This is a genomic window from Bacillus sp. ABR (assembly GCF_056172715.1).
Window position 1 is genome coordinate 887,091 of the sequence record NZ_JAOYSL010000002.1, and the last position, 14,214, is coordinate 901,304.

Sequence of the window (14,214 nt, forward strand, 5' to 3'; positions counted from 1 at the left end):
ATCAGCCGGGGTTTTTTGTTGTAAAAAAGCACACCGTTATCAGGCGTGCTTTTTTGATTACATTTGATATTTTTTCTTAAACAGCTCGGCTCTTCCGCCTTTTTCTCCGAATTTTTGGCGTCCTGTATAAAAAGGATGCGTATCAGAGCTTGTTTCTACTTTAATGACAGGATACGTTTTCCCATCTTCCCACTCTACTGTCTCATTTGATGTCTTTGTTGATTTACTCAAGAAGCGGTAACCGCTGTTTACGTCCATAAATACAACTTCATGTGAGGTTGGATGAATATCTCTTTTCAATGTCAAAACTCCTTTCGTTATCAAAACGTAATGATTACGTTTTATAATTATATTCTACTCCCTCTTATACAACTTGTCAAAAAACAAGCTTTCTTAGTCAGGAAGAATAATCTAAAAATGGTGGAGAATAATAAGCATCATGAAAAAGAGAAGCGATAAGAAAGGCGGAGAAAAAATTGACTGATCTCGTTTTAGCTAGAAGCCTGTTCGGCACAACCATGGGCTTTCATATTATTTATGCCTCGCTTGGCGTTGGCATCCCGCTAATGATTTTGTTAGCTGAACTCATCTTTCAAAAAACGAAGGACCCGCATTATGCCATCATGGCCAAGCGATGGACAAAAGCACAGGCTGTTCTGTTAGGGGTCGCCATTCCAACAGGCACGATTGCTGGTACTCAGCTTGCCCTTTTGTGGCCAGGTTTTATGGAGGTCATTGGAAAGGTCATGTCACTGCCATTCCAGATTGAAATCTATGCATTCTTTATTGAAGCATTATTTATGTCTATTTATGTGTATGCAGCGGATCGCCTATCAAATGCAATGCGCATCATTACGGTTATTTTTATCGTCATTGGTGCAGCTGCATCAGCGATTCTGATTACAAACGTACATGCTTTTGAAGGGACACCTGCTGGCTTTCAGATGGTGAATGGAGAAATCACAAACATCGAGCCTTGGAAGGCCTTTTTCAATCCAAGCTTTGCTGTGACTGCTACACATGTTGTGCTGTCTGCTTTTACAACAGGTGCTTTTGTCATTGCTTCCGTTGCAGCTTTTAAAATGCTCAAAACTAAAAAAAATGAGAAGCTCTATACATTTCATCGAAAAGCCCTTTTTCTTGGACTCATTGTAGGAGGACTTTTCTCTTTTCTCACAGCCTTAAATGGCCACGAATCTGCTCAGCTTCTGTATGAATATCAGCCTGAAAAGCTGGCTGGAGCTGAAGGTTTATTTGAAACTCAATCACATGCGCCTCTTGCAATAGGTGGTTTTACGGATGCTGATGCGCAGGAAATTAAAGGTGCGATCGAAATTCCTTGGGCGCTTAGTTTTCTTGCAGGAAATAGCTTCGATACGGTGGTCAAAGGGTTAAATGATTTTCCCCGTGACGAGTGGCCACCTTTATTTATACACACATTATTTAACGGCATGGTCATTATTGGATCGGTGCTCATTCTATTTGCGGTATTGGCACTGCTTTACCGTAAAATTTTAAAACGTGAAAAATTTCCGAAGTGGCTTCTTTTTCTTTACTTATTCGGCGGGCCTCTTAGTCTTTTGGCTATTGAATTTGGCTGGATCTTTGCTTGTACAGGCCGTCAGCCATGGGTCATTTATCGAATGCTCAAAACCTCCGAGGTTGTCACATCATCTGGCTCGATCGGGACACTTTTTATCCTTTTTGCCATTGTCTATCTCATCTTAGGCATAGCAACCGTTATTGTGCTGACGTACTACTTTAGAAAACATACGATTGAAGAAGACCTACGGTTAACAGAATCTTAAAAAGGGAGCGATCTTGATGCAAATGGATGTTACAACTGATGCGCTCATTGCAATCACCATCTTATGGGGATTCGTTTTTATCTATGCAGTGATGGCATCAATGGATTTCGGTGCAGGATTTTGGTCGATGATTTATATGAATAGAGAACAAACAAAGGCAGCTAATATCGCGAATAAGTATCTTTCTCCAACATGGGAAGTGACAAACGTTTTTATTGTGGCCATCGTTGTCGCATTGTTCAGCCTGTTTCCAGGTGCGACTTTTGTACTTGGTACCGTTTTATTAATACCCGGCAGCATCATCTTATTGCTTCTTGCACTGCGAAGCGGGTTTCTCGTGTTTTCTCATTCACTGCCTAAGAAGTACCGAAAAGCAGTGACTTATATTTCAGGGATCAGCGGCTTTATCATTCCGTCCATCCTGATCATGGTTCTCCCAATTACCCATGGTGGATTTATTTTTCAGGAGAACAACGTCTACTCATTAGATCTTGGACTGGTCTTTACAAGTGCAAATGTTTATTCTTTTGTCGGCTTTGCCATCTTCAGCACCCTTTTTCTTTCGTCCTTGCTTTTAGCTGATTTCTCTAATGTAGCTAATGAAGATGAAGCTTACAGCATTTATAGAAGAGGGGCGCTCATTACAGGTCCACTTTCACTCATGATGGCCTTTTTTATCATGCTGACATTACGAAGCGAGGCGAATTGGCTGTTCACAAAAATGATGCAGAACATCCCTATTCTTCTTGTATCTCTCCTAATGTTCCTGCTAGCAGGACTAGCTCTATTTTTACCAAACAGCCGTTTTAAGCATCGGAAAGGGAGACCACGCCTTGCCGTCATTGCGATTACCATTCAATATTTCTTAGCAAGCTACGTGTACGGGCGTGCTCACTTGCCTTATATGGCCTATCCAGATATTACAATCATGTCTGGATTTACAGACCCTGTCACATTTAGGGCGTTATTTATCACCTATATTGTAGGTTTTATCATCTTATTTCCTGGGTTCTATTTCTTCTGGAAATTATTTATGAAGGATAAGCGCTATATTCGTCAGGAAGATTAACATGAATGGACGAGCTTCATTTCGGTTACATTATAGATGAAAGACATACTCAAAAGGAGGTCATCTGTATGAGTCAAAAAATCCTTTGTGAAGTCAATAACTGTTCCTATTGGAATACTGGAAACCGCTGTGGTGCAGATGCAATCTATGTCGTCAGCCACACAGGAAATACGGCTGAGAAAAGTGAAGAAACGGATTGTAAAACGTTTAAACCACAAGATCTTTAAGTCTCATTAAAGGAGGCGCTTCAATTTGAAACACGATCGGCTGCTTCAAACGTTTTTTGACGAAATTCATGACGCGGATGAAGCCGCATTCCATCAAGCCGCTCACTCCTTTTTAAACCTTTGGGATTATGAATATGGACATGCAGCAAACATGCCCAATGAAATGCATCAGTATATCGGACAGCTTGCTTATGACAGCGAGCTGGTAGAAGAGTAAGAAAGAGCGGTTCACCGCTCTTTCTTTTTGTTCAGACAGGAAGGAAAAACTTTCCCTCACTATACATCCATTCTATTGGATAAGCAAAAGGTGATTTCTTCGTTTTTATCTCACAAAATCATGTTTTGTAAACACGTCGATTTTATCTGAAAACGAACGGAGCGCTTGGTAATCAACTTCCACGCCCATTCCTGGCGAGCGAGGCACCTCAATAAATCCATTTTCAACCTTAATTTCAGGAAAAATGATATCCTGCTCCCAAAATTTTGACGAAGCTGAAATATCACCGGGAATTGTAAATTGAGGAAGTGAAGCAAGTGCCACGTTCTGCGCGCGGGAAATACCTGTTTCAATCATCCCCCCGCACCATAACGGAATTTGATGCTCCTTACTGAACGTATGAATTTTAAGCGCCTCTGTCAGTCCGCCAACTCGTGAAGGCTTCACATTAATAATTTGACAGCTGCCAAGCTCTACAGCTTTTCTGGCATCATCTAAAGAACAAATACTTTCATCTAAACAAATCGGCGTTTTTAAATGCTTTTGCAAATGGCGATGGTCCACAATATCATCTGCAGCTAAAGGCTGTTCAATCATTAATAAACGAATATCGTCGAGCTGCTTGAGCTTGCTAATATCTTTTAATTCATAAGCAGAGTTTGCATCTGCCATTAATGGCAGCTCAGGAAAAGACTCTCTGATCTTTTGAAGAAGTTCAATATCTTGTCCTGGTTTAATTTTCACCTTCACCCGCTGATAGCCTTGATCAACAAATTGCTGAATTTGCTCAAGCATATCGTCAATAGGGCCTAACCCCGCCACAACACCAGATGGTATTCTATCTTTTGTGCCGCCTAATACATCGCGTAAAGACTTATTCTCACGCTTCGCATAAATATCCCAAACAGCCGCTTCAATGCCTGCTTTGGCCATCCTATTGCCTTTAAATTGATACAGACTGTCAGGTATTTCTGAAGGATGTGTAAAGGTGCGCGTCAGCACGTTCGGGATAAAGAAAGCCCTCAGCATATGATAGCAAGTCTCAATTGTTTCTTCTGTATACCACGGAGAAGAAAAAGCAGATACCTCTCCCCATCCAGTTAATCCTGTTTGGTCTTTTACTTCAACAATAATAAACTCACGCTCTGAAATGGTTCCAAGACTTGTTGTAAATGGTTGTTTAAGCTTCATCGTGACATGATATAAAATTACTCGTTCAATTTGAATCATTTGAAAACCCCTTTGATCTGAGTCTGTGCCTTTGCAATTTATTCGATGCATTTCTTGGCAGCTCGTTCACAAAGTGAAAAGCGGCGGGCCATTTATATTTGGCTAAATGCGACTCACATAAAGCATAGAGCTCATTCTCCGGTATCTTATCATCTGTTACAAGGAAAGCAGCCGGTACCTCTCCCCATCTATCATCATACATACCCGTTACTCCGGCTTCCTTTACATGCGGATGTGTTAGCAGCACCGCTTCAATTTCCGCAGGATAAATATTTTCTCCGCCAGAAATAATCAAATCTGAACGGCGGTCAAGCACAAATAAGAACCCTTCCTCATCCACATAGCCAATATCACCCGTCTTCAGCCAGCCCTCATGAAAGGCAGCCGCGGTCGCTTCTTCACGGTAAAGGTATCCTTTCATCACATTTGCACCTTTCACCATAATTTCGCCATGCTCAAAAGGACGGCAAATGCGATCATCATCTTGAATTTTCAGCTCACACCCAAAAAGAGGTTTTCCCGCTGACCCAAGCTTCTCTACACTAAATTCAGGTGCAAGCGTCACAATTTGTGAACAGGTTTCCGTCATACCGTACGATTGAAAGACAGGAAAGCCCTTCTCTTTGCTTTCTTGGAGCATCGCATATGGCGCAGGTCCTCCGCCTAATAAAAGACAACGCAAAGAAGACGGACATTCTTCTAGTCTGCTTAATAACCGAGATAACATCGTCTGCACAACAGAAATCATCGTCACACGATGCCGTTCAATAGAATCCTTTACTTCATCAACGTCAAACTTCTGATGAAGCACGACTGTCATTCCATAGATTACAGACTTAAATAAGGCAGATAAACCGCTAATATGAAAAAGAGGCAGGGCAATGAGCCAGCGGTCATCCTCTCTGAGACCCAAATTCAATGCAGAGGAAACAGCACTATGAAAATGATTGCCAAACGTTTGCTCTACACCTTTTGGACGTCCTGTTGTCCCAGATGTATACATGATGGTTGCTGTTTCATTCAAATCAAATTCGCTCTCGATCTTTTTTTCATGGCCTTTCCCTGGTTGAGGTAAAGTTTCCATTGTATAAACGGGTAAATCACCCTTATGATCGCTTGCATAAATAGATTCCGTTAATAACGCCGCTGCTTTTGCATCTTCTAGCTGATAGCGCCTTTCAGCTTTTGTCAGCTTATTATTCAATAGCACAATTTTTAATCCTAATAAAAAACACGCATGTACAAGCATCACCATGTGAGGATGATTGTTCATCAAAAGCGCAACTGTTTCCCCTCTTTTCAATGATGCCTGTGCAAGTCTATTTGAAAGCTCGTCCGCTTCTTGAGCTAATTCGTGAAATGTCCACTCTTTCTCTTGATAAATAAGTGCGACTCGATCTGGTGTTAAATAGGCACGGTGCAGCAGCCAATTAGGTTGCTTCATCATGAGACACCTCCTTTTCGTAAAAGAAAACAGCTTAGTCTGATGCACTAAGCTGTTGTTCATTAATATCATTGAATCAAGGGAAACGCGGGAACTGACCGAAGTCCGGCTTGCGTTTTTCCTTAAAGGAATCGCGTCCTTCTTTTGCTTCATCTGTTGTGTAATAAAGAAGTGTCGCATCTCCTGCAAATTGCTGAATTCCAGCTAATCCATCCGTATCTGCGTTAAATGCAGCCTTCAAGAATCGTAAAGCAGTCGGGCTCTTTTCTAGCATTTCCTCACACCACTTTACTGTTTCCTCTTCAAGCTGATCTAATGGGACAACTGTGTTAACAAGTCCCATATCAAGCGCTTCTTGTGCATTGTATTGACGGCATAAGTACCAGATTTCTCTTGCTTTCTTATGACCTACAATACGTGCAAGGTAGCCTGAACCGTAACCGGCATCAAAGCTGCCTACTTTTGGACCTGTTTGTCCAAAAATCGCATTATCTGCTGCAATTGTCAGATCACATACTATGTGGAGAACGTGTCCGCCTCCGATTGCATAACCTGCAACCATCGCAACAACCGGTTTTGGAATCACACGAATCAAACGCTGTAAGTCTAATACATTTAGACGTGGAATTTGATCGTCTCCTACATAACCGCCATGGCCGCGGACTTTTTGGTCTCCACCAGAACAGAATGCTTTTCCGCCAGCACCTGCAAGTACGATCACACCAACTTCTGAATTATCACGAGCTCGTGAAAATGCATCAATTAATTCACTAACAGTCTTTGGGGTAAACGCGTTATGTACGTGTGGACGATTAATCGTAATCTTTGCGATCCCATTATACGTTTCATATAAAATTTCGTCATACTGACGCTCAGTTTGCCATTCAATAGCCATCAACATTTCCTCCTCTAATCTTGCGCTAAAATAAACTCACTTACTATTTTACCAAAAAAATGTGGTTGTTCCACATGAACTGTATGCCCAGCATGCTCAGCCAATATGAATTGACTTCCCTTCAGCTCCTGCTGCATACATTTGCCGATATGGCAGAACTTTTCATCAAGCGTTCCGCAAATGAGCAAAACAGGTAAATGAATATGCTTTAATGCCTTCCAAATAGACGGCTGTGAACCTGTTCCGATGCCTTCTAAGCTGCGAGCCAGCCCAAGTGGATTGGCTTTCAGTCTTCCTTCTCTCAGTTGAGCCTGCTTTTCCGCCGATAAAGCTTTCTGCGAAGCAAACAAAGGAATGCTCTCCCAAAAATCCACAAACTTCACTAAGCCTTCATGCCTGATTTTTTGGGCAAGCTGATGATCCTGCTTCAGTCTTGCCATCCGCTCTTTAAAAGTGCGAAGCCCTGGAGACGTACTCTCAAGGATCAGTTTGTTGACACGATCTGGATAACGAGCAGCAAATGATAAAGCAATACGCCCTCCCATAGAATATCCGAGAATATTCACTTTGTGAAGCTTTAATTGGTTTAAAATCTCTGCAAGATCTGCCAGCTGCTGAGACATCGCATATCTTCTCACACTTTCTGGTGAGTCCGTACGCCCATGTCCGAGCAAGCTGACCTGAATCAGTCTTGTGTTCTCCAAATAAGCATTCAAGAACGTCCAAGTCGCAGCACTTCCAGTGAAGCCGTGTAAGCATAATGTGGCATTTGCTGCCGAAGGGTTCTGATCCACCACTTCGTACGCTACCCCATCACGCATTCTTATGATGAGAGAAGGCATTCTTTTTTCACTTCTTCCAATATGTCATCCATCATTTGACGATGCTTGTCTACACGGGAATGACGATCTGTTTCAATTTCAATTAAATGAAGCCCAGGTTCATCGATATGCGCCATATACACATCATGCAACTCTTGTTTCGTTGCGGGTTTCGAATAGGTTCCCCCATATAACCTCGATGCATACTCAAAATTCAGTCCTGTCGGCGTTCCAAAGAGCTTTTCATAATACGGTTCATCAGACGCCTGTGGAAGGAAAGAAAAGATACCTCCCCCATCATTGTTTATTAAAACAACTGTCAGCGGAATGTCCATCAGCTTAGCTGCGAGCAGACCGTTCATATCATGATAAAATGATAAATCTCCAATGACTAAAGTGACAGGCTGCTTCAAAGCTGCATACGTGCCAAGTGCTGTAGACACAACGCCGTCAATGCCATTTGCTCCGCGATTCGCCATCATTCGAAAAGGCTTGGACTGAGTTTCAAAAAATGTATCTACATCACGAATCGGCATACTATTTCCGATAAAAAGGACACTCTCTTTTGGCAAGAGGTGCTGAAGCTGACGGTACACATTCCCTTCAAAGGACAAATCCTCATCTGAATAGTGGGCAGCATGCGTTCTGAATGAAGAATTAGCATTCTGCCATCGGTTTAAGAAACTTGTCTCTTTACGTTGGACTTCTTGATTTAATGCTGCATCTACAAAAGCAGCCACATGACTTTCTATAACGTACGAAGCACTTAACCCAGGATCACGGAAACCTCCGGCAGCATCTACAACAATCTGCTTCACTTCCGCATGTTTTTCCAGCCACTTGAATAAAGGCTTAGATACAGGCATCGGTCCAAAACGAATGACCATATCCGGTAAGAGATGCTGCTGTAATGCCTCATCTTTTAATAAAGAATCATACGCATCGATAATGAGATCTTCATTTTCATGCCCGTTGCGCAAAAGAGAAAGTGGGTCAGCTAAAATAGGTAAATGCAGGGCTTTCGAAAGACGTAAAACCGCCTCTTTTTCTTCCTGTGTATGAAGTTCACCAGCCACAATCAGTCCCTTTTTGGATTCGTTCATGACGGTCGCGATTTCAGACATCACCCGATCGTTAGGGAAAGCCTGACCTGATGCTAATACCTTTTTCGTATCCTCTTTTTCTCGCGCGAAAGGATCAATAGACAGATCAGGAAGCAATGGCTCTCTCAGAGGTACATTGACCTGAACAGGCCCCTTTGGCTCCTGCATCGACATGTGATTTGCTCTCGCAGCTGCCGCCTGAACATAACGCAACATCGTTTGACTGTCCTCCGGCAATGCTAAGTCTGTGAACCATTTAACAAACTTACCGAATAAGAATTGCTGATCAATCGCTTGAGGTGCCCCAACTTCCCTCAATTCGTGCGGCCGATCAGCAGTTAAAACAATAAGAGGTACACGAGAATAATGCGCCTCTACAACGGCTGGATAAAAGTTAGCAGCTGCCGTACCTGATGTACAAATAAGCAGCACTGGTGATTGACTTGCTTTTGCAAGACCAAGCGCATAAAAAGCAGCAGACCGTTCGTCCACTAAAACATGAACATGGATGTCTTGATGAGCAAGGGCCAGCATCGCAAGCGGAGTTGAACGAGAACCAGGACAGACAACTGCCTCTTTCACACCACCTTGGACGAATTCATCCATCAATCTGCCTATATATGTTGTCATGATGTGATTATTCAATAGGATGACCTCCAAGAGCAGACAGCATTGGTCTTAATTTCACTTGTGTTTCTTCATACTCCTGCTTTGCAAGGGAATCCTCTACAATTCCGCAGCCAGCGAACAAACGAACACGGTCTTCCTCAATAAGACCTGACCGAATGGCTACAGCAAATTCTCCATTATCCTGAGAATCAATCCAGCCTACGGGCGCTGCATACCAGCCGCGCTTGAGCGGTTCGATTTCACGAATCACCTCAACCGCCTTTTCCTTTGGATATCCGCCTAGTGCCGGCGTCGGATGGAGCTGCTCAATTAATGAAAAGAGGGAACAGCTGCTTTTAATTTCTCCCACAATCGGTGTAAACAAATGCTGAATGTTTTTTGTTTTATAAAGACTTGGTTGATTTGGTTTATGCACGTGAAGGCAATTCGCTTCAAATGCTTGCTCAATCATATTGACAACAATTTGATGTTCAATCAAATTCTTCTCATCATGCAGCAGTTCCTCGCCTAATGCGTGATCCTCCGCTTCATCTTTTCCGCGAACAATGGAACCTGCTAAACAGGAGGAAAAGACCTCTCCGCCGCTTTTTTTCACTAAGCGTTCCGGCGTGGCTCCGACAAATGCTTGTCTTCCCTGTTCAACCGCAAATACATAACTCGTTGTTTGATGCTTTAATAATTCCGCTAATAGTGGAGCGAGTTCAATTTGATTTTTATAGTGAAGCAAGACTTCTCTTGCTAAAACAACCTTTTCATATTCGTTTGCACGAATGTGGTCTGTCGCTTCTTCGATCGCCTTCATCCATTCCTTCACATCCAGCTCTTCCACATGAACAAGTTCAGCTTGTCCACCAGTCCGAACTGGCAATATCTCGAAACGAGAGGCTTTTTGTTCTAATTCCTGAATAAGCTGATGAACATTCCCATCCACCTGCTTCCACTCATTGATCGTAAGAAAACTGCCTTCTTTTGAGACAGTCAGCATGATCGATGGCACAAAAAAATGAGCCTCGCCAAATGCTTCCCAATGACGCGCCTTCTCTTCATACGGATCAAACGAGAATCCTCCAAATAAAAGCGGACCAACAGCCGCTTGCTTTAACTCCTTTTCATCATGAAAATGGAACATGTGCTGCTTGAGCTGTTCCCATTCTTGATGGACTATATCGAATCGTTCCTTGCCTTGCTCAGATGATTTAATGACGGCCGCTCTGCCAAGTCCAGAAAATATCATTTGGCTTTCTGGATCAGACCAAAAAAACCGCTCGCCTAAAAAATCCGCTTCGCCGCTTTGGAAAAAGGCAAGAGGATCCAGATCGTCAACTCTTCTGGAGTAGCTTATCAAAACAGCATGGTTGACGTTATTCGCTTCTTCTAATGTCGCAAGCGCTTCCTGCCGGAAAGTACTTTGCACTGTTGTCACCATGATACATTCCTCCAAAATCCATGAATTACATAAAAAATAAAAACATAATGAAAAAATACATGAACATTCGAATATGTCGAATGACCTGCTTTTCTATTATAAACCTTAATAGATGAACTTAGTAAAGAAAACAGCTTCTAAATCCTCGAATCCTTATTATATCACGCTTTCAAGATTTTTTCGCTCTTGCTTATTGAAACGAGAGCATCTAAAGCAAAATGGCAGGACCGTTCTAAAATCAAGCTTTCCTTCGATATGGCAACGATTAGCAAACATCTTTTTCCCGATTCATCGCATCAATATATTGACACCTTTTTGAACTTTGCTAAACTGGAATTTGGACGTGTACGTATTTTTTTATTTAAAGGAGTATATTTTATGCAGCATCAATCGATATCAGATCAGCTTTCACCAATAAAGCCTGATAAAAACTGGCGAATTTGGTGGAATTTACTACGACCGCATACACTAACAGCGGCATTTATTCCCGTTACTTTAGGAACTGTTTTAGCACTTCCAAGTGGTCAAATACATGTTGGGCTATTTTTAGCCATGCTGTTTGCATCTATGTTTATCCAAATCGCAACAAACATGTTTAATGAGTACTTTGATTATGTTCGCGGGCTGGACAACGAGAAATCTGTCGGCATCGGCGGAGCCATTGTAAGAAACGGTGTGAAGCCAAAGACAGTCCTCAGCCTCGCTTATGCACTATTTGCACTTTCTTTATTACTTGGGGTCTATATTTGCATGATGTCTAGCTGGTGGATTGCATTAATAGGACTTATTTGTATGGCAGCAGGCTATTTCTATACTGGCGGCCCTGTACCAATTGCATATACACCGTTTGGAGAACTTGTTTCAGGTGCTTTTATGGGATTAGGAATCATCCTGATTAGTTTCTATATCCAAACAGGCACACTGACGTCTAAAGCGGTTCTCATTTCACTACCAATTTCTATTTTAGTTGGTGCCATCTTACTGTCGAACAATATCCGTGATTTAGACGGGGATAAGGAAAATGGACGAAAAACACTTGCCATCCTTGCTGGACGTAAAGCTGCAGTGAACATTTTACTTTCCATGTTTTTGGTATCATATGTACTCATTTTTGTTTATATCTTCACAGATATCGTCGGTCTTTGGAGTCTTCTTGTTTTACTCAGTGTGCCAAAAGCCTATACAGCCATTAAAGAGTTTAAGCAAAAAGAAAAACCGATTGAATTAATGAATGCCATGAAATCTACAGCTCAAACCAATACATTTTTTGGTTTTCTGCTGACGATCGCTTTGATCTTACAATACTATATCGCGTAACAAAGAACGCCTGCAGCCGCAGGCGTTTTTTTAATTAGGAATTGCTTCAAATTGGAACTAGTCTTATATACAAAATTGCTCATACTAACAATATGTTTGATATGAAAGGATGATCGCTTTGTTGTCAAAAGACGAATTACATCATTTGAAGCAGCGCCTTCTCGATGAAAAGAAAGAACTTGAAGCCAAAAGCCATGACGATGAACAGAAAGTATCCTTTCCTTACGATTCAGTCGGAGAACTGTCTGCCTATGATAACCACCCGGGCGATCAAGGGACAGAGCTGTTCGAACGTGGGAAAGATATTGCTTTAAACAGCTTGGAACATGAACATATGTTAGATATCGATGAAGCACTTCAAGCCATTGCAGACGGCTCTTATGGACTATGCAAGGTCTGTAAGGCCCCTATTCCAAAGGAACGCTTAGAAGCCTTGCCTACTGCCGTCACATGCACAGAGCACTCAAAAGAACAGACCGTTTCACAAAACCGTCCGATTGAAGAGGATTTATTAAGTCCGCCAGCTGGACAATTTGAAAATGAAGAAAGTGCTGCGTACGACGGAGAGGATGCCTACCAAGACGTAGAACGCTACGGAAACTCTGATACCCCGTCTGATATGGAATTCCCACCTTTGACATACGATGATGTGTATACACAATCAGAAGATGAAGATTATGTGGAGGACTACGAAGGATTCGCAGCTGCTGATATTGAAGGAAAAGCAAGCAAGGTGTATCCGAACAAAGCACACGAGGCCTATGAAGAAGCATTAGACGAAGAAGGTGTCATGACGGTATTTGGTGACTTGAAACCGTACGAGGAAGAACCTTATACAGAAGAAAATCATTAGTCCCCTCATATTGGGGGCTTTATGTTTATATCATGTAATGATTGGGAAATCACTTTAAGAGTGAATTTGATTGGAGGAGATTCTTGATGTCTAGAAAAAGTATCATTTGGGCAATTGTCGTCTTCTTTATTACATACGCACTATTCTCTATTGCCGGATTTTTGTTCCCCATCGACAGAGAATGGTATGACGCATTAAATAAACCAGAATGGACGCCTGGTGGCGGTGTGATTGGTGCTGTGTGGGCTGTTTTATTTGCACTCATCTCATTGTCCGCAGCGATCATTTATGGAAAATATGGTTTCCAAAAAATCACTTTACCATTTTGGATTCTTTTCCTTTTAAATTATGTTTTCAATCAAGCCTTTAGCTTTTTTCAATTTACACAAAAGGATTTGTTTGTAGCTACAATCGACTGCCTGCTCGTCGCACTGACAGCACTTGCACTTGTCATCGTCTCACGTAAACTAAGCAAAATCGTTCCAATTTTACTGATTCCTTATGTCTTATGGGGCTTCTTTGCCACATACTTGTCTTATACGATCTATTCCATGAATATGTAAAAAAAGACCGCCATGATGCGGTCTTTCGTTTTGGAGAAAATAAAAAAGAGATCTTTGACAAGATCTCTTTTAAAAATGACCCGTACGGGATTCGAACCCGTGTTACCGCCGTGAAAGGGCGGTGTCTTAACCGCTTGACCAACGGGCCAGATCAATGGCGGAGAAGGAGGGATTTGAACCCTCGCGCCGCTTACGCGACCTACACCCTTAGCAGGGGCGCCTCTTCAGCCACTTGAGTACTTCTCCATTTGGCTCCGCAGGTAGGATTCGAACCTACGACCGATCGGTTAACAGCCGATAGCTCTACCACTGAGCTACTGCGGAAGATCATGGTGGGCCTGAGTGGACTCGAACCACCGACCTCACGCTTATCAGGCGTGCGCTCTAACCAGCTGAGCTACAGGCCCATGAACAGATATACAAATGGAGCGGGTGATGGGAATCGAACCCACGACATCAGCTTGGAAGGCTGAGGTTTTACCACTAAACTACACCCGCAAAAATATGTATGGGGCGATTGATGGGAATCGAACCCACGAGTGCCAGAGCCACAATCTGGTGCGTTAACCACTTCGCCACAACCGCCATACTATGAATATTTTTTTATAAAA

General features: G+C 42.4%; 14 protein-coding genes and 6 tRNA genes. 7 read left to right on the forward strand and 13 right to left on the reverse strand.

Annotated features, from left to right (window positions below):
* Positions 1–57: 57 nt before the first annotated feature.
* Entirely contained in the window at positions 58–300 is a 243-nt protein-coding gene (locus OIT90_RS10005; protein ID WP_034665302.1) for a type B 50S ribosomal protein L31, read from the reverse strand.
* A gap of 176 nt (positions 301–476) precedes the next feature.
* On the opposite strand from OIT90_RS10005, the gene OIT90_RS10010 reads away from it, so the two are divergent.
* From OIT90_RS10010 to OIT90_RS10025, 4 genes are all read left to right on the forward strand, one after another.
* Positions 477–1,808, forward strand: coding sequence for a cytochrome ubiquinol oxidase subunit I (locus OIT90_RS10010; RefSeq protein ID WP_039180899.1), 1,332 nt, complete (start codon positions 477–479; stop codon positions 1,806–1,808).
* A gap of 22 nt (positions 1,809–1,830) precedes the next feature.
* Complete coding sequence (locus tag OIT90_RS10015; protein ID WP_169510868.1) at positions 1,831–2,877, forward strand: cytochrome d ubiquinol oxidase subunit II; 1,047 nt, start codon at positions 1,831–1,833, stop codon at positions 2,875–2,877.
* A gap of 68 nt (positions 2,878–2,945) precedes the next feature.
* The gene (locus OIT90_RS10020; protein ID WP_008342921.1) at positions 2,946–3,104 is read left to right on the forward strand and encodes a DUF1540 domain-containing protein; all 159 of its coding nucleotides are present in this window, start codon (positions 2,946–2,948) and stop codon (positions 3,102–3,104) included.
* Positions 3,105–3,129: 25 nt separating this feature from the next.
* Positions 3,130–3,321, forward strand: coding sequence for a hypothetical protein (locus OIT90_RS10025; protein ID WP_041086813.1), 192 nt, complete (start codon positions 3,130–3,132; stop codon positions 3,319–3,321).
* A 105-nt stretch (positions 3,322–3,426) separates the two neighbouring features.
* Here OIT90_RS10025 and menC read toward each other — a convergent pair whose 3' ends face one another.
* The 6 genes from menC to OIT90_RS10055 form a co-directional block, all read right to left on the reverse strand.
* Entirely contained in the window at positions 3,427–4,551 is a 1,125-nt protein-coding gene (gene menC, locus OIT90_RS10030; protein WP_474892495.1) for an o-succinylbenzoate synthase, read from the reverse strand.
* Positions 4,538–5,998, reverse strand: a complete 1,461-nt coding sequence (locus tag OIT90_RS10035) for an o-succinylbenzoate--CoA ligase (RefSeq protein WP_144464268.1) — start codon at positions 5,996–5,998, stop codon at positions 4,538–4,540. The genes menC and OIT90_RS10035 overlap by 14 nt, the downstream gene beginning before the upstream one ends.
* A 73-nt stretch (positions 5,999–6,071) precedes the next feature.
* Positions 6,072–6,890 carry a 1,4-dihydroxy-2-naphthoyl-CoA synthase gene (gene menB / locus OIT90_RS10040; RefSeq protein ID WP_039180914.1) on the reverse strand — a complete coding sequence of 273 codons (819 nt, stop codon included), beginning with the start codon at positions 6,888–6,890 and terminating at the stop codon, positions 6,072–6,074.
* A 14-nt stretch (positions 6,891–6,904) separates the two neighbouring features.
* Complete coding sequence (gene menH / locus OIT90_RS10045; RefSeq protein ID WP_106025770.1) at positions 6,905–7,732, reverse strand: 2-succinyl-6-hydroxy-2,4-cyclohexadiene-1-carboxylate synthase; 828 nt, start codon at positions 7,730–7,732, stop codon at positions 6,905–6,907.
* Positions 7,714–9,459 carry a 2-succinyl-5-enolpyruvyl-6-hydroxy-3-cyclohexene-1-carboxylic-acid synthase gene (menD, locus tag OIT90_RS10050; protein WP_474892496.1) on the reverse strand — a complete coding sequence of 582 codons (1,746 nt, stop codon included), beginning with the start codon at positions 9,457–9,459 and terminating at the stop codon, positions 7,714–7,716. The genes menH and menD overlap by 19 nt, the downstream gene beginning before the upstream one ends.
* A complete protein-coding gene (locus tag OIT90_RS10055; RefSeq protein WP_474892497.1) occupies positions 9,452–10,870 on the reverse strand; it encodes an isochorismate synthase in 1,419 nt (472 codons plus the stop codon). Before OIT90_RS10055 ends, menD begins: the two co-directional genes overlap by 8 nt.
* A 378-nt stretch (positions 10,871–11,248) precedes the next feature.
* Here OIT90_RS10055 and OIT90_RS10060 point away from each other — a divergent pair, with 378 nt between their 5' ends.
* The 3 genes from OIT90_RS10060 to OIT90_RS10070 all read left to right on the forward strand — a co-directional run bounded on the left by OIT90_RS10060 (position 11,249) and on the right by OIT90_RS10070 (position 13,603).
* On the forward strand, positions 11,249–12,187 hold the full coding sequence (locus tag OIT90_RS10060; RefSeq protein ID WP_039183276.1) for a 1,4-dihydroxy-2-naphthoate polyprenyltransferase: 939 nt from the start codon (positions 11,249–11,251) through the stop codon (positions 12,185–12,187).
* 118 nt (positions 12,188–12,305) lie between these two features.
* Positions 12,306–13,040, forward strand: coding sequence for a TraR/DksA C4-type zinc finger protein (locus tag OIT90_RS10065; RefSeq protein WP_058838175.1), 735 nt, complete (start codon positions 12,306–12,308; stop codon positions 13,038–13,040).
* A gap of 86 nt (positions 13,041–13,126) precedes the next feature.
* Positions 13,127–13,603 carry a TspO/MBR family protein gene (locus OIT90_RS10070; protein WP_268464458.1) on the forward strand — a complete coding sequence of 159 codons (477 nt, stop codon included), beginning with the start codon at positions 13,127–13,129 and terminating at the stop codon, positions 13,601–13,603.
* A gap of 76 nt (positions 13,604–13,679) precedes the next feature.
* Here the strand turns inward: OIT90_RS10070 and OIT90_RS10075 are convergent.
* The 6 genes from OIT90_RS10075 to OIT90_RS10100 form a co-directional block, all read right to left on the reverse strand.
* A tRNA-Glu gene (locus tag OIT90_RS10075) sits at positions 13,680–13,751 on the reverse strand.
* A 7-nt stretch (positions 13,752–13,758) separates the two neighbouring features.
* Positions 13,759–13,849, reverse strand: a tRNA-Ser gene (locus tag OIT90_RS10080).
* 3 nt (positions 13,850–13,852) lie between these two features.
* A tRNA-Asn gene (locus tag OIT90_RS10085) sits at positions 13,853–13,927 on the reverse strand.
* Between the two features lie 6 nt (positions 13,928–13,933).
* A tRNA-Ile gene (locus OIT90_RS10090) sits at positions 13,934–14,010 on the reverse strand.
* A gap of 17 nt (positions 14,011–14,027) precedes the next feature.
* Positions 14,028–14,101: transfer RNA gene (locus tag OIT90_RS10095), tRNA-Gly, on the reverse strand.
* Positions 14,102–14,112: 11 nt separating this feature from the next.
* Positions 14,113–14,188, reverse strand: a tRNA-His gene (locus OIT90_RS10100).
* Positions 14,189–14,214: the final 26 nt, after the last annotated feature.

Bases quoted from the DNA above. Each gene is read 5' to 3' on its own strand.
- OIT90_RS10035 (WP_144464268.1), bottom strand. From the start codon at position 5,998: ATGATGAAGCAACCTAATTGGCTGCTGCACCGTGCCTATTTAACACCA.
- menC (WP_474892495.1), bottom strand. From the start codon at position 4,551: ATGATTCAAATTGAACGAGTAATTTTATATCATGTCACGATGAAGCTT.
- OIT90_RS10055 (WP_474892497.1), bottom strand. From the start codon at position 10,870: ATGGTGACAACAGTGCAAAGTACTTTCCGGCAGGAAGCGCTTGCGACA.
- OIT90_RS10060 (WP_039183276.1), top strand. From the start codon at position 11,249: ATGCAGCATCAATCGATATCAGATCAGCTTTCACCAATAAAGCCTGAT.
- OIT90_RS10015 (WP_169510868.1), top strand. From the start codon at position 1,831: ATGGATGTTACAACTGATGCGCTCATTGCAATCACCATCTTATGGGGA.
- menB (WP_039180914.1), bottom strand. From the start codon at position 6,890: ATGGCTATTGAATGGCAAACTGAGCGTCAGTATGACGAAATTTTATAT.
- menH (WP_106025770.1), bottom strand. From the start codon at position 7,732: ATGCCTTCTCTCATCATAAGAATGCGTGATGGGGTAGCGTACGAAGTG.
- OIT90_RS10070 (WP_268464458.1), top strand. From the start codon at position 13,127: ATGTCTAGAAAAAGTATCATTTGGGCAATTGTCGTCTTCTTTATTACA.
- OIT90_RS10020 (WP_008342921.1), top strand. From the start codon at position 2,946: ATGAGTCAAAAAATCCTTTGTGAAGTCAATAACTGTTCCTATTGGAAT.